Genomic DNA, 17,897 nt, shown 5'->3' on the forward strand with positions numbered 1-17,897 from the left:
TTACAGGTTGTCCTTTTAGCCGGACATGAATTCCGCGCGCGAGCGGTCAAAAGCCGCGATGACCGCGTCCAGATCGACTTCCGCCCCATGGCCCGCAGCAGCGCGCCGTTCGCCATCCTGACAGAGTTTGGACAGACTCTCAAAACCAAGGCTCAATGCACTGCCCTTGAGGAAATGCAGGTTCTGCTCAAGCGCGGACCGGTCGGTGTCCGACGTCAAGCGGCCCATGACCTCACCGACTTCATCCAGAAAGATCCGGACGACCTCGTCGAACTCCTCGGACCCGACTTCGTCACGCAGCTGGCGCACCCTTGGCCAGAGTATCATCACCGTCCTCCATGTTGACCGGTACCGCCTCTGATTACCGGCCAGGGGTAAAATCCGGGTTAAGCCGCTGCGGAGAACAGCTTTCATCGGTTGTTAAGCCGAGCGCCGTAGCTTTGCTCCACCCCCGTTGGAAAATGCGCAGAGGTTTCGCGTGCGAGTGTCCAGCCAAATTGAGGCCAAGGCTGACCTGGATTTTGGAGCCATCCGGACGGTGCTGGTGGTCGATGACAGCCGCCTGCAACGCCGTATTCTGGTGGCGTCGCTGAAGAAATGGGGATTCACGGTTGTCGAGGCCGACAGCGGTGAAGAAGCGATCGAGATCTGCAAAAAGGGCCTGCCCGATCTGGTGCTCAGTGACTGGGTGATGCCGGGCATGGGCGGGCTGGAATTCTGCCGCGCGTTTCGCGCGCTGGAGAACGACCAGTACACCTATTTCATCCTTCTGACCTCAAAAAGTGAGAAGCAGGAAGTCGCGCGCGGCCTGGATGCCGGTGCGGATGATTTCCTGATCAAACCGCTTGAAGCAGACGAGTTGCGGGCCCGCATTTCGGCAGGGGCCCGCATTCTTGATATGCAGCGCGAGCTTTCGGACAAGAACCGGTTGATCGAAACCGCTTTGGCCGAACTACGCCTTGCGCATGACGCCATCGACAAGGATCTGATCCAGGCGCGCAAGATACAGGAATCGCTGGTGCCGGAACTCTATCGGGAATTTGGCAGGTCCCGGGTCAGCCTGCTGCTCAAACCCTGCGGCCACATCGGGGGTGACCTGGTGGGGATGTTTTCGCCGGGCGCGAACCGGATCGGGTTCTACGGCATCGACGTCTCCGGCCACGGTATCACGTCAGCAATGATGACAGCGCGGTTGGGCGGGTATCTGACCAGCCAGCATTTCGATCAGAACGTCGCAATGGAGAAGCGGTTCAACAAGTTCTACGCCTTGCTGCCACCCGAGCAGGTGGCCGCCATCCTGAATGCCCGCCTGATGGCCGACACGGGGATCGAGGAATATTTCACCATGGTCTACGCCATCGTGGATCTGCGCAACGGCCACCTGAGGATGGTTCAGGCTGGGCACCCCCATCCACTGCTGTTGCGCCGGACCGGCCGGGCAGAGTTCCTTGGGGATGGCGGCCTGCCCATCGGATTGCTGCCCGATGTGGCGTTCCAGCAGACCGAAACCTATCTGCAGCGCGGTGACAAGCTGCTGTTGTACTCGGACGGCTTCACCGAATGCCGTGTCAAAAACGGTGATCTTTTGGATGAGGACGGGCTACAACGGATGGCGCTGGAATGCCTAGGAGCAAACAGCGGGCCCGAGTTTCTGGACGACATGTTCTGGCGATTGACGCAGGGTATGCCGCCGGGAACGGGGATGGAGGATGACGTTTCAGCCGTGTTTTTCGAGTACAACGGAAACTAAAGCCGGTGCAGCCGCGCGAAGTGCCGGTCGCCTGCATTGCCCAACATGTGAACCGCATCGCCGGTGTTCATCCAAACCGCCTCGTGAAAGGGTTCGGTCGGTGGTCCTTTGCGCTGCACCGGGCGGGCCCGGTAGATCAGACAGACCTTCTCGGCCCACAAATCATATTCGGGCATGTAGGTGAATCGCCGGAACGCACCAACCCGCCGCGGGTCCGCGATCGACCAACCGGTTTCTTCGAACACTTCGCGATGCAGGGCGACTATTGGCGACTCGCCGGCGTCGATCCCGCCACCGGGCAGCTGCAAGTCGGGTCCGGGTTCGGTCTGGCAGGTCAGCAGCAGGCTGGCCCCGCGCGGCAGCAGCGCATAGACGCCGACCCGGCGCGTGTATTTCCGTCCCGGTTCCGGGGTTTCGCCGAACCGTCTGATCATGTAAGGACCCTTTCAACCCCGAATGTACGACCTATATGGTGGCGATATGCCAACTTGCGGCGCTTAAGGAAACCCCATGTCTCTTGGAACGAAAATCGCGTGGGACGATACCGTCCTGCCCTTTCAACTTGATGTATCGGATATGCGTGGCCGCGTGGCCCGGCTGGACGGGGTGCTGGACGGCATCCTGAAGCAGCACAACTACCCCGCGCAGGTCGAGGCGCTGGTGGCCGAGATGGCCTTGCTCACCGCGCTGATCGGCCAGACCGTCGCACTGCGCTGGAAGCTGTCGCTGCAGGTTCAGTCCAAGGGGCCCGTGCGGATGATCGCCACCGACTATTACGCTCCGCGCGAAGAGGGCCAGCCCGCGCAGATCAGGGCCTATGCCAGCTTTGACCGCGACCGTCTGACCGAAGGTGCACCCTTTGATCAGGTGGGCGAGGGATACTTCGCGATCCTGATCGACCAGGGCAAGGGGACGCAACCCTATCAGGGGATCACGCCGCTGGCCGGAGGATCGCTCAGCGCCTGTGCCGAGGCGTATTTCGCGCAGTCCGAACAGCTTCCGACCCGCTTCTCGCTCAGCTTTGGCCGGTCGACCGAGCCGGGTGTGGGCGAACGCTGGCGCGCCGGCGGCATCATGCTGCAGCACATGCCAAAGGCGTCTCCGTTTGTCGCCAGCGGCGAGGGCACGGGCGAAGTTCTGACAGCCGCCGATCTGGTCGATGGCCAAGAAGAAGAGAACTGGGGCCGGGTCAACATACTGCTGGACACGGTCGAGGATCTTGAAATGATCGGGCCGTCCGTGGCACCGACCGACCTGCTGGTGCGTCTGTTCCACGAGGAACAGCCCCGCGTGTACGAGGCCCAGTCGGTACAGTTTGGCTGCACCTGCTCCGAGGATCGCGTGCGTCAAAGCCTGTCGATCTACTCGGCGCAGGACATCGAGAAGATGACCACGGACGAAGGCACCGTCACCGCCGACTGCCAGTTCTGCGGCGCGCATTACGTGCTGGATCCGAAATCGGTCGGGTTCGAAGCCGAAGATCCGGATGCCGGCTGACCTGATCCCGCGTCTGAGCGCGGCGCTGGCCCGTCCCGGCGATGGGTCCAGCGACTTCGACCTCAATCCCGGCACGGTTCTGCCTGCGGGGCGCAAGCTGCGCCCGGCAGGTGTTCTGGTCGCCGTGGACCTGGCCCGCGGCGATCCGCGCCTGATCCTGACCAAGCGGTCCTCGGCCCTGAAACACCATCCGGGGCAGATCGCCTTTCCGGGCGGCAAGCAGGACGACACCGATGCGGATGTGACCGCCACCGCCCTGCGCGAGGCGCAGGAAGAGATCGGCCTGCCGCCGGACCTGCCAACCATTCTGGGTACGTTGCCGGTGCATGAAACGGTCACGTCATTCGCCGTGACACCGGTGGTTGCGGTTCTGGAGAGCGGCTTTGACCCGGTGGCCGAACCGGGCGAGGTGGACGAGGTGTTTTCGGTTCCGCTTGCGCATGTGCTGAACCCTGCGAATTATGTGGTTGAATCGCGCATCTGGCGCGGAACACGGCGGTATTACTTCGCGGTGCCCTATGGCCCCTACTACATCTGGGGCGCCACGGCCCGCATGTTGCGCGGGTTGGCGGCACGGATGAACGAATGATGCGGATCACCGAAGACTGGATCACGAACCCGGCCACGCAGAACGTGTGTGCGGCGCTGACCGAGGGCGGTGCGCAGGCGCTGTTCGTGGGGGGCTGCGTACGCAATGCGCTGCTAGGGGCACCGGTCTCGGATCTCGACATCGCCACCGACGCCCGCCCGCAACAGGTGATGGACCTGGCCGAACGGGCCGGGCTGAAGGCAATTCCGACGGGGATTGATCATGGTACTGTGACCGTGGTCAGCGACGGCATACCGCATGAAATCACGACCTTTCGCCGCGACGTCGAAACCGATGGGCGACGCGCGGTCGTGGCCTTTTCCGACCAAGTGGAAGAGGACGCCGCCCGCCGCGATTTTACGATGAACGCGCTTTATGCCCGCCCCGACGGCGCCATTCTGGACCCGCTGGGTGGCCTGCCTGACCTGCAGACGCGGCGCGTGCGGTTCATCGGCACGGCCGGGGATCGCATCCGCGAGGACTATCTGCGCTCGCTGCGGTATTTCCGGTTCCACGCCTGGTATGGCGATGCGCAGGCCGGGATGGACCCGGATGCGCTGGCGGCGATTGCGGCCGATCTGGACGGGCTCGACCGGCTGTCGCGCGAACGGGTCGGGGCCGAGATGCTGAAACTGCTGGCCGCGCCCGACCCGGCCCCATCGGTGGCCGCCATGCGCAGCATCGGCGTTCTGGCCCATCTGCTGGCCGGCGCCGACGATCGGGCGCTGCCGATCCTGATCCATCTTGAATCGCAGGCCGGACTTGCCCCCGACGCGCTGCGCCGTCTGGCAGCCATCGCGGGGCCCGAGGTTGCCGGGACTCTGCGCCTCAGCAAGGCGCAACTGGCCCGCCTGACCCGGATCCGGGACGGCGCGCAGGGCGGTTCCGGGGCGGCCGAATTGGGGTATCGGCTGGGTCTGCAAGACGGGCAGGACGCGGCCCTGCTGCGCTGCGCCTTTCTGGAACAGCCTTGGACGGCTGAGACGGGCGCGGCCGTTGAAAAAGGGGCCGCGGAGTCATTCCCGGTCAAGGCCGCCGATCTGCTCGGGCGCTACTCCGGCCCTGCGCTGGGCGCGAAACTGGCCGAACTGGAAAGCCGCTGGATCGCCTCGGATTTCACGCTGGACCGGGACGCGCTGCTGCAAGTTTGACGGGAAGTCTCAAAAGGGGATGACAAGCCCTTGGGTTTCCGGATAGGGTGCGCCTGTCACATGGATGGAGGACTGCGAATGTATTACGGGATCTGGTTCGGCTAAAGCCAGAACACCTGACCCGTACGGGTGGTGTTTTGGCGCCATCTGCTTTCGCATTTTCAATTTTTCTGCTCAATCGGAGCACCTCCATGTTTCGCTTTTTCGAAAACCTCGTAGACCCTTTTGTTGCCTATGAAGAGGTCGACCGGCCGCCGACGCGGCTGTGGCCCTTCATGCTGGATTATTCCCGCCCTTTTCGGCGCGTCTTCTTCTGGGCCGCGCTGATGTCGATCATCGTGGCCGCGGTCGAGGTTGGGCTGATCTACTACATGGGCCGGGTCGTCGACCTGCTGGGCGGATCGCCGTCCGAGGTCTGGCAGGCCCACGGGACCGAGCTGGTCCTGGTCGCGCTGTTCATCCTGTTCCTGCGACCCATCCTGCATGTGCTGGACGTGTTGCTGCTGAACAATGCGATCCTGCCCAATTTCGGCACGCTGATCCGCTGGCGGGCGCACAAGCACGTTCTGCGCCAGTCGGTCGGCTGGTTCGAGAATGACTTTGCCGGGCGTATCGCAAACCGCATCATGCAAACCCCGCCCGCCGCGGGCGAGGTGGTGTTCCAGGTGTTCGATGCAATTTCGTTCTCGCTGGCCTATCTGATCGGTGCGGCGATCCTGCTGATGGCTGCCGATCCGCGCCTGCTGCTGCCGTTGCTGATCTGGTTCGCGCTCTATGCGCTGCTGGTGCGCTGGACGGTGCAGCGGGTGGGGCCGGCGTCGCAGGCCGCGTCCGATGCGCGGTCTACGGTAACGGGCCGGGTGGTCGACAGCTATACCAACATCCATTCGGTGAAGATGTTCGCCCATGCCCGGCAGGAACTCGATTATGCGCGCGAAGCGATCGAAGAGACCCGGCGCACCTTCCAGACCGAAATGCGTATCTTCACCATCATGGATGCCGTTCTGGTCGCGCTGAACGGCGTGCTGATCATCGGTGTGGTCGGCTGGGCCATTTACCTGTGGATGCAGGGCAGTGCCTCGGTCGGGGTGGTGGCGGCGGCCACCGCGCTGACGCTGCGGCTGAATGCCATGACCGGCTGGATCATGTGGGCTCTGACCAGCTTCTTCCGCCAGCTGGGCGTTGTGGCCGAGGGGATGGAGACCATCGCCCAGCCCGTCGACCTGCTGGATGCGCCGGGCGCCAAACCATTGCAACTGACCGACGGCCGGATCGAGATCCGCGACCTGTCGCACCATTATGGCCGCGAGACCGGCGGGCTGGATCACGTCAATCTGACCATCCAGCCGGGCGAAAAGGTCGGGCTGATCGGGCGCTCGGGGGCCGGGAAGTCGACCTTGGTCAAGCTGCTTTTGCGGTTCTACGACGTGGAAAGCGGTGCGATCCTGATCGACGGGCAGGACATCCGCACCGTCACCCAGGACAGCCTGCGCCGCAATATCGGCATGGTTCAGCAGGACAGCGCGCTGCTGCACCGCTCGGTGCGCGACAACATCCTGTATGGCCGCCCCGATGCCACCGAAGACCAGATGATCGCCGCCGCCAAACAGGCCGAGGCGCATGACTTCATCCTCGACCTGCAGGACCCGCAGGGCCGCACCGGCTATGACGCCCATGTGGGCGAGCGCGGCGTCAAGCTGAGCGGCGGGCAGCGGCAGCGGGTGACGCTGGCGCGGGTGATCCTGAAGGACGCGCCGATCTTGTTGTTGGACGAGGCCACATCCGCCCTAGATTCCGAGGTCGAAGCCGCTATCCAGGAGACGCTATACGGTATGATGCAGGGCAAGACCGTGATCGCCATCGCGCACCGGCTCAGCACCATCGCCCAGATGGACCGCATCCTGGTGATGGACGGAGGCCGGATCGTCGAGGAAGGCACTCATGGCGATCTTTTGGAGCAGGGCGGTCTTTACGCCCAGTTCTGGGCGCGCCAATCTGGCGGCTTCATGAACCCCGAGGCCGCGGACGAGGCAGCAGAATGACGGTCGCAGACCTGATCAAACCGTTTGAACCCACCCAGACGCCCCCGCCGCAAAGGCTGGGGGCGTTCATTCGCTGGTGCCTGACAGGGGCCTGGCCCATGTTGTTCGCCGCTGCGCTGTTTTCGGCCCTGGCAGGCGCGATGGAGGCCGGAACCGCCTGGATTCTGGGCTGGGTGATCGACATCGCGACCGCCAGCGGCCCCGAGAACTTTCTGACACCGCGAAACCTGTGGATGATCCTGGGCGCCGTGGCGTTCTTCATGCTGATCCGGCCGCTGCTGTTCGGGCTGTCCTCGGTGTCGAACAATTATATCGTCATGCCCAACATCCCGCCACTCGTCCTGGCCAAGCTGAACCGCTGGACGTTGGGCCAGTCGGTCACCTATTTCGACGACGATTTTGCCGGCCGCATCGCCCAGAAACAGATGCAGACGGCCAATGCCCTGACCTCGGTCGTATCGGAAACCATCAGCGCCATCGTCTTTGCCTTGGCCTCGCTCGTGGGATCTTTGCTTTTGTTAGGGTCTATTCATCCCCTCGTCATGCTGCCCTTCGTGGCTTGGCTGGCTGTGTATTTCCTGCTGGTGCGCTGGTACCTGCCGCGCATCCGTACACGCTCGGCCGCGCGGGCCGGAGCGCGGGCGATGGTGTCGGGACAGGTGGTGGACACGATCACCAACATCAAGACCGTCAAGCTGTTTGCCCATTCCGAGTTCGAGGATCAGGCCGCGCGCGACTCGATGGTTGCGCTGCGCGACAAGTCTCTGGCCTTTGGCAAACTGTCGGCCAGTTTCCGGTTCATTTTGATGACACTAGCGGGGCTTCTGCCGGTTCTGCTGTTGGGCGCGACGCTGTGGCTGTGGCAGGGCGGGTCGGCGACCACCGGGGATATCGTGGCGGCGGGCGCCATTTCGATCCGCATCGCGCAGATGACGGGCTGGGTCAGCTTTACCCTGATGGGGATCTACGCCCATGTGGGCGAGATCGAGAACGGCATGAAAACCCTGGCGCGGCCCGACCGGGTCGAGGATGCGCCGGACGCCGCCGAGCTGACGGTGCCCGAGGGCCGGATCGAGTTTCGTGATGTCAGCTTTGCCTATGGTCGCGACGTGGGCGGAGTCTCGGACCTGACGCTGACGGTGCAGCCGGGCGAGAAACTGGGCATCGTCGGTGCCTCGGGGGCGGGGAAGTCCACCCTGGTTTCGCTGCTGCTCAGGCTCTATGACAGGGAAAATGGGCAGATTCTGATCGACGGGCAGAACATCGCCCGCGTCACGCAGGACAGCCTGCGCCGCCAGATCGGCATGGTCACGCAGGAAACCGCGATGTTCAACCGTTCGGCCCGCGACAACATCCTGTACGGTCGGCCCGATGCCACCGAAGACCAGATGATCGCCGCCGCCAAAAAGGCCGAAGCGCATGATTTCATCCTCGATCTGCAGGACGGGCAGGGGCGCAGGGGTTATGACGCGCATCTGGGCGAGCGCGGCGTCAAGTTGAGCGGTGGCCAGCGTCAGCGTATCGCGCTGGCCCGCGCGATCCTGAAGGACGCGCCGATCCTCGTGCTGGACGAGGCCACCTCGGCGCTGGATTCCGAGGTCGAGGCCGCGATCCAGACCGCGCTGCACCGGGTGATGGAGGGCAAGACCGTTCTGGCCATCGCCCACCGCCTGTCCACCCTCAGCGAGATGGACCGGATCATCGTTCTGGATCACGGGCGCATCGTGGAAAGCGGGCCGCATGACACTCTGCTGGCGCAGGGCGGGTTGTATGCGCGGTTCTGGCACCGCCAGTCGGGCGGGTTCATCCAGACCGAGGCCGCCGAATAAGGGTTTTGTTGGCGCATCAGCCCGGCTATCAGGCAGGCCATGACGCAGGAATACACCATTCTCCGCCTCGGGCATCAGGGCGACGGCATCGCCGAGGGCCCGGTCTATGCCCCCCGAACGCTGCCCGGCGAGCGGGTCAGCGGCGCGTTGGACGGCTCGGTGCTGACCGATATCAAGGTGCTGACGCCGTCGGACGATCGGGTCAAGCCTCCCTGCCGCCACTACAAAAGCTGCGGCGGCTGCCAGTTGCAGCACGCCTCGGACACCTTCGTGGCCGATTGGAAGGTCGAGGTGGTGCGTACCGCCTTGGCCGCTCAGGGGCTGCAGGCCGAGATGCGCCCGATCCTGACGTCGCCACCGCAGTCGCGTCGCCGCGCCACCATCGCTGTGCGCCGCACCAAGAAGGGCGCGCTGGCGGGGTTCCACGGGCGCGCCTCGGACGTGATCACCGAGATTCCTGATTGCCAGCTGCTGGACCCGGCTCTGACTGCCGCCATCCCCGTGGCCAAGACGCTGGCCGAACTGGGCGGCAGCCGCAAGGGCGTGTTGTCGGTCACCCTGACCCTGTCCGAAGCCGGACTGGACGTGGCGGTGCAGGGCGGCAAGCCGCTGGATGGCCCGCTGGAATTGGCGCTTGCGCAGGCGACCGAGCAGCACGGGCTGGCGCGGCTGGCTTGGGATGGAGAGGTGATCGCCATGCGCAACCCACCCGCACAGCGTTTCGGTCCGGCCACGGTGGTCCCGCCGCCGGGGGCCTTCCTGCAGGCCACGAAAGACGGGGAACAGTCTCTAACACAGGCAGTTTTGGAGATTGTCGGCCCGGCCAAACGGGTGGTTGATCTGTTCGCGGGCTGCGGCACGTTCTCGTTGCCGCTGGCGCAACGGGCCGAGGTTCATGCCGTTGAAGGCGCGGCCGACATGACCCGTGCGCTGGATCAGGGCTGGCGCAAGTCCACGGGATTGAAACAGGTCACGACCGAAGCGCGCGACCTGTTCCGCCGCCCCTTGATGCCGGACGAGCTGCGCCGTTTTGACGCCGTGGTTCTGGACCCGCCGCGCGCCGGCGCCGAGGCCCAGGTGGCCGAGCTGGCTGAGGCCCGCCGTCCGGTCATTGCCTATGTGTCCTGCAACCCTGTGACCTTCGCGCGGGATGCAAAAATTCTGGTTCAGGCGGGCTATGCCCTTGAATGGGTCCAAGTGGTTGACCAATTTCGATGGTCATCCCACAGCGAACTGGTGGGCAGCTTCAAACTGGCAGAGAATCCATGACCCGACAGGAGACCCTTCGCATGACGATCCGGCAGCGCCTGCAGGCCTTTGTCGAAAACCCGCGGTTTTCGCAATTCATCACCGGCGTCATCCTGGTGAACGCGGTTCTGCTGGGTATGGAAACCTCGGACGGCCTGATGGCGAAATTCGGGCCGGCGATCGTGCTGCTCGACACCATCTGCCTGACCATCTTCGTGGCCGAGATCGCAGTGAAACTGGTGGCCAACGGGCGCCGTTTCTTTCTCAATGGTTGGAACATCTTCGATTTCGTGATCGTCGGCATCGCCTTGGTGCCCGGCGGTGCGGGTCTTTCGGTGTTGCGTGCGCTGCGGATCCTGCGGGTGCTGCGGGTGATCTCGGTCGCGCCGCGTCTGCGCCGGGTAGTCGAGGGGTTCATCCAGGCGTTGCCGGGCATGGGCAGCGTGTTCCTGCTGATGGCGATCCTGTTTTATATCGGCGCGGTGATCTCGACCAAACTGTTCTCGGACAGCTTTCCGGAGTGGTTCGGTGATCTGGGTCTGTCGGCCTATACCCTGTTCCAGATCATGACGTTGGAAAGCTGGTCGATGGGCATCGTGCGCCCGGTGATGGAGGTCTATCCCTACGCCTGGCTGTTCTTCGTGCCCTTCATCATGGTCACGACCTTTGCGGTCGTGAACCTGCTGGTCGGTCTGATCGTGAATTCGATGCAGGATGCCCACCACGCCGAGGATGAAGTCAAGACAGATGCCTATCGGGACGAGGTGCTGGACCGGCTTGAATCGATCGAACGCCGCCTGACCGAGCATATGAACAGCAAAAAGTGATTTCCGTTTCTGCCGGATTTTGGCATTATGCGAAAAAACGAGCAGGCAGTGAAATCATGGATCGTCGAGCATTTGGATTGGGTGCACTGGCAACACTGAGCCTTTCGGCTTGTGGAAGTGCGGGCCCCCGGTTTCTAACCTATAACGGACCCGAGGTGACATCCATCGTGGTGAACAAGGGCGCGCGCAAGATGTACCTGCTGCATCACGAGCAGATCTTGCGCGAATATGATGTCGAGCTTGGGTTCGCTCCAAGCGGCACAAAGGTCAAGCGCGGAGACGGTCGCACACCCGAAGGCAGTTACCTGATCGACCGCCGCAACCCTCGCAGCCGATATCACCTGTCGCTGGGGATTTCCTATCCCAACAGCCAGGATATCGCCAAGGCAAAGGCGATGGGCTTCGACCCGGGTGGAGACATTTTCATTCACGGCCAACCGAACCTGCGCAAGGAATTCAAGCGCGCGAAGAAGACACCGGATTGGACCGCTGGCTGCATCGCCGTCAAGAACGAAGAGATCGAAGAGATCTATGCGATGGTGAACGAAGGGACGTTGATCACCGTGCGGCCCTGATAGGCCGCCATTTTCCGAATCCGAACTGCAGATAGTCGCGCTGATAGGCTTCCTCGGCCAGCGCCTCGAGCTTGTCATCGTAGATCTGATCCAACGAATAGGGCTGGTCCGGCGCGGGCACGCCGGGCTTCGGCGGGGCATTGTGCCCCAGGCCGCGGGCCAGATTCGGTAGCGCGGTGGCCATCTCTTCTTCGCGCAGTATGAGATCGGGCAGGGCAAAGCCCGCAATCCCCTCCAGCATGCGGGCCTGCGTGCACCACAGCCCGTCGACCCGGATCGGGGTCTGGCCAGAAAGATTCAGCTGCAGAAACTCAAGAAACGCCGAAAACGCCTGATAGTGCTGCTCGAGCGAATAGTTCCCATCGCGCACCTGGCCCGGGATCGGCAACTTGAACCCGTTGCGCAGCCGGTTGCGGATTCCGGCATATGCGCCGGGCCCGGTGCCCAGGATCCGTTCGCAAAACACCGAATGTGCCCGCGCCAACGGGTGTCGCAGGACCGTGAATTTCCGGTGACCCGGATGCGCCTTCATCCAGCGGCGCACCTGTTTCTGGTTTCGGTCGGTGATCAGCTCGCCGCCATCAAGTTCGGACATCCATTGAACCACGATCTGTTCCGGTCCACCACGGATCGGCAGATACATCAACGGCGTTTCCGCGGCCGCGATATGACGCGAAACGGCCGGGCCCCGTCGTGGTTCAAAGTTTGGCGTTCGGTGCAGATTGAACCGGTCCAGCGCCGCAAGGGCCGCAACCATGGCTTCGGGATTGGTCACCTTGGACAAGGCCGGTTCCGGGTTCTGAGGTTTGAGATCCGGGGCCAGTTGATCCAGACGCGCCTCAACCCCCAGCCATGCCGCCAGTCCGTTCAGAACATCCAGTTGGGTCAGATCCTCGTAACCGATGTAAAATGCGGTCTGGCCCGTTTTTTGCAGCTGGTTGACCAAACTCAGTTGAAACGCCTGCTGCTCCTCCACGTAGTCCCGGAACTCGTCCGCATCAAACGCAACCTTGGTGGCGCGCCTGCGTTTGACGTTGGTCAGCATCCACTGCTGGGTCTCCCGCGCAATCTTGAGCGAGATGTAGCTGTCCAACGGGTTGCGGTTGAGAATGATCTTTGCGCAGCGCGGATCGTTCAGCGCCATCGTCAGGGCCCGCGGGTCGTGCGAGTGAAAAAACCGGAACCCGTGCAGACCCTCCGGCGCGGAACGCATCGCTTCGATCAGGCGGTCCGGCGCAGCATCCCTGTCTTCCAGTGAAAATCCCAGCACTTCGGTTGCTTTCGGGTATCCGATGAAGTGCGGATTGAACGCCTCGCCATGACACTGCACGCCGTCCAACGCATTCAAATTTGCCTCCAGCAGGTTCGACCCGGTGCGCATTTCGGCAAGAATGATGAAATAGTCAAAGTCGGTCGGCATGCGGGGTCATTGCACCAGGTAGGGCTTGCGATACGGGCGGGTCTGATTGCCGAATACATCGTCGGCAGGAAAGTCGCCCATCAGGTGAGGGTGCATTCCCTGGTTCTTGAGGTTTTGCAGGAACTTTCCAAACCCGGCCAGATCAACCATCGTCGGCGCCTCGATCAGATGGCTGGGCTGCGTCGCGCCCATCTCCTCAAGAACGGTTTGCAGGTGTTCCATCGGGGATTCAACGAACTCGGCCATTGACCAAACATGCACGCGCGCTTTGGTCCACACGGAATCCAGCACCTCAAGCTGTTCGGTCTCAATCTTTTGCAGGCGGGCCGCTTCGGCGCGGATGTCGGCGAAATTCATGTTCGACCGAAACAGGGGAACAGCCCAGGCACCGGTGACCACGCAGACCTGTGCGTTCTTGTCTCTCGCCAGAAACCAATTGATCTTCTGGGTGTCAGCGGGGCCGAATTGAAAACACTGGCGTTCGCCCCGGGTGTTCCAGATCAGGTTCGACAGAAACGCCGTCGGATTGTAGTCGCGCAAAATGGCGTTGTCGCTGAGGGACCCGTTCAGGATAGTCTCTCCTTCGGCGAATTCGGCGCGCTTGGGGTTGAAAAGATGCCCATGGACGCGGGCGCCTGACGCATTGCCCAGCCAGCTTTCAAAGCCCTCAAACAACTCGGAAAAACCCTGAAACACGGAGTAAGGAAACGCGGTCAGGCCGTTTTCGCTGCCATGGCGGGGAAAACGGCTTTGCATGTACAGGCCGTCGCGGCCGCGGGTACGACGCTCGACCGCTTTGGAGAAAACGCGGTCGATCTTGCCGGGATTGGGCTCGGCGGGTTTTCCGGCGAGGGACTGATCGTTCAGAAACGCCTGATACAGCCGGTCGGCGCGCGGCCAGATCTTGCGGGCGACGAAACAATCGGATCGGCGCAGCAACTGCAGGTGATCGTCATAGAAGATGTGCGGGCGGCCCTGATAGTCGAATTTCGACAGGGTCAGCGATCGGCTTTCGATCTGGGTGGAATAGAGCCGCGCCAGCGTCTGGAAATAGCTTTCGTCGGGGATCCATACATGCCGGAAATATCGATCATAGACCTCTCGCTTGGGGTCCTGCAGGATCGCGGTCAGGGTCTGCCGCGTCAAGCACCACCACTGGCTGCCCATATGCGGGATCAGCCCGTTGGGGATTGTCCGCCGATATCCGACCGCGCGCTGAAGCTTGACGAAGCGGTCAAACAGCTTGCGGTGTTTGCGCCACGAGAAGGGAAACCGCAGGGTAAAACGTTCGAGGTCCAGCCCGCCCACGGTCCAGCTGACATCGGCGGTGGTGGCGCTTTCAATGAAATCCACGCGGGGCCGGTCGCTCAGGTAATCGATCAGGTCCTGAACCGGGCGCAATGGCAGGCAAGAGCCGGATGACAGAAAGACATGGCGTATGTCGGGAAAGCGCTCCAGGATCAGCGTCGCGGCCGATTGCGAAGCGGCAACGATGCCCCAGCCGCCCCACTCGCAGACCTGGCGGTCGCAGAACAGGATCAGCGGATCATCCCCGCAGGCTGCGACAAAGTCTTTGAACACGGCCGGGTCGACCTTGCGGTCGACGTGGATGACCACCGGACAACCTGCCGCGGTCCAGTGCCGGGCAACCTGCTCAGCCCGGTCCAGCGCAGTGTGGACCAGCATCACGATGCCCAGGGTCCCGCTCATGCCCAGTTCCCTTTGGACATCAGACCCAGAATCTCAAGTTGGCGCCAATTGATGTATTTCTCGGACCATTTGCACCAGAAAACCGGTTTGCTCTCCAACTGGTCGACATAGGCCCTGTATTCGCCGGACGCGCGGTAGTGTTCACCGCGCTGCAGTTCTTCGCGGGCTTTGTCACCCAGCGTGTTGATCAGCTTGGCATGCAGCAATGCGCCGCTGGTTTTCTCGCCGCCCCACTCGTCGTAGACCTGGTTCAGGCCGCGCGGCAGCAGCGCATGGGTCGAGCTGACATAGACATAGCGCCGATCCCACTTGACCAGAGGGATCTTGTTAAGCGCGGGCGCTTTCGCGGGCTTGTCCTGAAAGAAAACCCTTGCCCGTGGCCCGCCCTGGATCCACAGGTTTCCGTAGGCGGGGTTCTTGGTGATCATGTAGTTGCCCGAGTCGAACCATGCGGCAATCTCGAACGGGTCCTGCCCCTCGTGATAGGTGGCGTCCTGTATCGGCCCCTCGGGATACATGTCCAGCAGCATCGTCCCGAAACTGCGCACCCCGGTGCCGTCCAGCCAGTCGGTCAGCGCGTCGATGGGACGTGTGTCGCAGAACGGATAGATCAGGAACTCGTCCGGATCTACGGTCAGGACCCAGTGTCCATGGGCGTATTTCCGCAGCAAGTAGTTGGACCAGTCGATCCCGAATGTCGAACGGCGATAGCTGGCATTCGTATACCAGACCGAGACATCGGGCTGCGCCTTGAGATAGTCCAGCGTGCCATCCGTGCTGTCATTGTCGACGAACAGGAAATGCCGGACGCCCAGCTTGCGGTAATAGTCCAGAAAATAGGGCAGGCGGATCTTTTCGTTGCGCACGACGCTCATCAGCAGAACATCACCGGACCGGATCTGCCGGGTGTTGTTGCGGACGGTGCGCAGATCGCGTCTTCGGCGGATGCAGCGCACAAGACGGCGCTTGCGCCGCAGTCTCATCTGGTAAGAATCCAAAAGGCTCACGCGCTGCCCAACCTTCTTGTAATACGCGAGCATGTCCGGGGTCCGCATTTGGTCAGACGGGAGCCGGACACTAACGTTTTATGACATTTTCGCACCTTGCGAAGCAATGTATTTAAAAGCCGTTAGCCAAGCATGGGTTTTTGGGGCACAGGATTCCCCGTTCACGTCCACCCGCCCGCTGACAGCAGTCCAAGGCTCTGCAGATGCGCCCAGCCTGAATACCGTTCTGATTGTGGAGTCCAAAGGTCGGGCCCGGCAATGATGCCATCATAGTATGGCCCGAATTGGTCGGGATCATGAAAATGCTGGCGCCTTTGTTTTTCGATGCGCGACTTCTCGACGACTTGCGGCAGGAATTTCGTGTGCAACAGGACGCCCGAGGGGGTTTGCCCGGAAGGCCCGCCATAGGCAAAATTCAGGTGTCGGGGCAGGGCTGAATGACAGGAGTTCACGAAGGCATAGCGACGGTCCCACTTCACCAACGGAATCTTGTTCAGGGTTGGAGACCGGTCCGGGCAATCGGCAAAGAAGGCGCGTTCGCGAACGCCGCCTTGCGCCCACAGGTTTCCCAACGGCTCTTGCCGGCGGGCCCTGTAAGGGCCGGGATCGAACCAGTTCAAAGTTTCGCTCGGGTCGGTCTCGGGGTCATAGGGCGCCGTACCCAACGGGCCTTTCGGGTATAGATCAAGCATAAGCGCGCCAAAGGCCGGCTGTCCGAATTGGTCCAGCCATCCCGTCAGATCGCGCAGGTCGCGGCTGTCGTGATGGGCATAGATCAGAAGTTCGTCGGCATCCACCATCAGGGTCCAGTGGCCGTGGCCATAGCGCATCTGCAACCAGGTCAGCCAGTCCAGCCCGAACCGCGCCTCGCGATAGCTGGCCTGCGTTTGCCACAGCGACACGTCCGGCTGGTTCAGCAGATAGGTGGTCGAACCGTCATCGCTGCCGTTGTCGACCATCAAGAAATGATCGACCCCCAGCCGGCGATAGTGGCGCAGAAACCAGGGCAGGCGCTCGATCTCGTTGCGCAGGGTGGTAAAGGCCAGAATGTCGGTGGGCGCGATCAGCCGGGTCTTGTCCGAAACCGACGTCAAAGCGTGGCGGCTGCGGAAGGATCGCCACAGCAAACGCTTGCGCTTCAGGCGCAGACGGTATCTGCGAACCCAGCCCGGGGCGTTTTCGTCATGGTGGTGCGCCGCGCCCATGGCATGATCACTTTTCGTAATGGCCGTTCTGATGCCAGCGCCAGGCATCGGCGATCATCACTTCCAGCCGCGACCGTTTGGGCCGCCAGCCCAGTTCGGCCTCGGCCCGGGTCGAGCCTGACACCAGCTTGGTGCAATCGCCCGCCCGGCGCGGACCGACATTGAAGGGCACCTCGCGGTTGGTCACGCTGTGCGACTGCGCGATCACCTCTTTGACCGAAAACCCGGTGCCGGTGCCCAGGTTGAACACCCGGCTGCCCTTGCCCTGTTCCAGCCAGCGCAGGCCCAGCACATGCGCATCCACCAGGTCGCAGACATGAACATAGTCGCGGATGCAGGTGCCGTCGGGCGTATCGTAATCGGTGCCAAAGACAGTCAGCGCGTCGCGCTTCCCGTCGATCGCGTCCAACAACAGCGGAACCAGATGCGTCTCAGGGCGGTGAAACTCGCCCACGTCGCCGTCAGGGTCGGCACCGGCCACGTTGAAATAGCGAAAGATCACGTGGTTCAGCCCGTGCGCCTGTTCGAAATCGCGCAGGATGTCCTCGATCGCGCGTTTCGAGGCACCATAGGCGTTCAGCGGGTGCTGCGGGGTGTTTTCGTCCAGCACCACGTTGTCGTGGTCGCCATAGGTCGCGCAGGTGGACGAGAAAACGAAATCCAAGCACCCGGCGGCCACGGCCGCCTCGATCAGGTTCAGCGATCCGGTGACGTTGTTGCGCCAGTATCGGCCCGGCTCGCTCATGGCTTCGCCGACCTGGCTGAGCGCGGCAAAATGCATCACTGCCGCCGGTTGGTACTTGGCAAAGACCTGATCCAGCCGTGCGCGGTCCAGCAGATCGCCCTGTTCGAACGGGCCGAATTTCACCGCATCCTGCCAGCCGGTGACAAGGTTGTCATAGGTCACGGGCACATAGCCCGCCTGCGCCAGCGCCTTGCAGGCATGAGATCCGATATATCCGGCGCCGCCGGTCACGAGTATGTTTTTCATCCGTGGTCCTGCCGAATGTCTGCCCGTCATGGGGTAGCTGCCAGGCTGCCCGCGCG

The 17,897-nt window shown here is 62.5% G+C and carries 16 protein-coding genes; 9 read left to right on the forward strand and 7 right to left on the reverse strand.

Annotated elements, in window-relative coordinates:
- Window positions 1-15 precede the first annotated feature (15 nt).
- Entirely contained in the window at window positions 16-327 is a 312-nt protein-coding gene (locus ACR0JC_RS10625; RefSeq protein ID WP_170342663.1) for an Hpt domain-containing protein, read from the reverse strand.
- A gap of 157 nt (window positions 328-484) precedes the next feature.
- On the opposite strand from ACR0JC_RS10625, the gene ACR0JC_RS10630 reads away from it, so the two are divergent.
- Window positions 485-1,750 carry a PP2C family protein-serine/threonine phosphatase gene (locus tag ACR0JC_RS10630; protein ID WP_170342664.1) on the forward strand — a complete coding sequence of 422 codons (1,266 nt, stop codon included), beginning with the start codon at window positions 485-487 and terminating at the stop codon, window positions 1,748-1,750.
- Here ACR0JC_RS10630 and ACR0JC_RS10635 read toward each other — a convergent pair.
- Window positions 1,747-2,184 carry an NUDIX hydrolase gene (locus ACR0JC_RS10635; RefSeq protein WP_170342665.1) on the reverse strand — a complete coding sequence of 146 codons (438 nt, stop codon included), beginning with the start codon at window positions 2,182-2,184 and terminating at the stop codon, window positions 1,747-1,749. The genes ACR0JC_RS10630 and ACR0JC_RS10635 overlap by 4 nt on opposite strands.
- A 76-nt stretch (window positions 2,185-2,260) precedes the next feature.
- On the opposite strand from ACR0JC_RS10635, the gene hslO reads away from it, so the two are divergent.
- The 8 genes from hslO to ACR0JC_RS10675 all read left to right on the forward strand — a co-directional run bounded on the left by hslO (window position 2,261) and on the right by ACR0JC_RS10675 (window position 11,508).
- Window positions 2,261-3,247, forward strand: a complete 987-nt coding sequence (hslO, locus tag ACR0JC_RS10640; protein ID WP_093963913.1) for an Hsp33 family molecular chaperone HslO — start codon at window positions 2,261-2,263, stop codon at window positions 3,245-3,247.
- Window positions 3,237-3,836 (forward strand): CoA pyrophosphatase, encoded by a 600-nt coding sequence (locus tag ACR0JC_RS10645; protein ID WP_170342666.1) that lies wholly within the window; start codon window positions 3,237-3,239, stop codon window positions 3,834-3,836. The genes hslO and ACR0JC_RS10645 overlap by 11 nt, the downstream gene beginning before the upstream one ends.
- Complete coding sequence (locus tag ACR0JC_RS10650) at window positions 3,833-4,987, forward strand: CCA tRNA nucleotidyltransferase (protein ID WP_170342667.1); 1,155 nt, start codon at window positions 3,833-3,835, stop codon at window positions 4,985-4,987. Before ACR0JC_RS10645 ends, ACR0JC_RS10650 begins: the two co-directional genes overlap by 4 nt.
- Window positions 4,988-5,178: 191 nt before the next feature.
- On the forward strand, window positions 5,179-7,029 hold the full coding sequence (locus ACR0JC_RS10655; RefSeq protein WP_170342668.1) for an ABC transporter ATP-binding protein: 1,851 nt from the start codon (window positions 5,179-5,181) through the stop codon (window positions 7,027-7,029).
- Window positions 7,026-8,858: an ABC transporter ATP-binding protein gene (locus ACR0JC_RS10660; RefSeq protein WP_170342669.1), complete on the forward strand. Its 1,833-nt coding sequence runs from the start codon at window positions 7,026-7,028 to the stop codon at window positions 8,856-8,858. Before ACR0JC_RS10655 ends, ACR0JC_RS10660 begins: the two co-directional genes overlap by 4 nt.
- A gap of 39 nt (window positions 8,859-8,897) precedes the next feature.
- Window positions 8,898-10,127, forward strand: a complete 1,230-nt coding sequence (locus ACR0JC_RS10665) for a class I SAM-dependent RNA methyltransferase (RefSeq protein WP_170342670.1) — start codon at window positions 8,898-8,900, stop codon at window positions 10,125-10,127.
- A 20-nt stretch (window positions 10,128-10,147) separates the two neighbouring features.
- Window positions 10,148-10,933, forward strand: coding sequence for an ion transporter (locus ACR0JC_RS10670; protein WP_170342671.1), 786 nt, complete (start codon window positions 10,148-10,150; stop codon window positions 10,931-10,933).
- Between the two features lie 56 nt (window positions 10,934-10,989).
- Window positions 10,990-11,508 carry a L,D-transpeptidase family protein gene (locus ACR0JC_RS10675; RefSeq protein WP_170340715.1) on the forward strand — a complete coding sequence of 173 codons (519 nt, stop codon included), beginning with the start codon at window positions 10,990-10,992 and terminating at the stop codon, window positions 11,506-11,508.
- On the opposite strand, the gene ACR0JC_RS10680 is transcribed toward ACR0JC_RS10675, so the two are convergent.
- The 5 genes from ACR0JC_RS10680 to galE all read right to left on the reverse strand — a co-directional run bounded on the left by ACR0JC_RS10680 (window position 11,492) and on the right by galE (window position 17,841).
- Window positions 11,492-12,928: a nodulation protein NodH gene (locus ACR0JC_RS10680; protein ID WP_170342674.1), complete on the reverse strand. Its 1,437-nt coding sequence runs from the start codon at window positions 12,926-12,928 to the stop codon at window positions 11,492-11,494. The genes ACR0JC_RS10675 and ACR0JC_RS10680 overlap by 17 nt on opposite strands.
- A gap of 6 nt (window positions 12,929-12,934) precedes the next feature.
- Complete coding sequence (locus ACR0JC_RS10685) at window positions 12,935-14,638, reverse strand: DUF5927 domain-containing protein (RefSeq protein WP_170342676.1); 1,704 nt, start codon at window positions 14,636-14,638, stop codon at window positions 12,935-12,937.
- Window positions 14,635-15,621, reverse strand: coding sequence for a glycosyltransferase family 2 protein (locus ACR0JC_RS10690; protein WP_093963921.1), 987 nt, complete (start codon window positions 15,619-15,621; stop codon window positions 14,635-14,637). The genes ACR0JC_RS10685 and ACR0JC_RS10690 overlap by 4 nt, the downstream gene beginning before the upstream one ends.
- A 185-nt stretch (window positions 15,622-15,806) precedes the next feature.
- Window positions 15,807-16,850, reverse strand: coding sequence for a glycosyltransferase family 2 protein (locus ACR0JC_RS10695; RefSeq protein WP_170342678.1), 1,044 nt, complete (start codon window positions 16,848-16,850; stop codon window positions 15,807-15,809).
- A gap of 7 nt (window positions 16,851-16,857) precedes the next feature.
- A complete protein-coding gene (gene galE, locus ACR0JC_RS10700; RefSeq protein WP_170342681.1) occupies window positions 16,858-17,841 on the reverse strand; it encodes a UDP-glucose 4-epimerase GalE in 984 nt (327 codons plus the stop codon).
- Between the last annotated feature and the right edge of the window lie 56 nt (window positions 17,842-17,897).

Source organism: Ruegeria sp. CH5, from assembly GCF_056537025.1.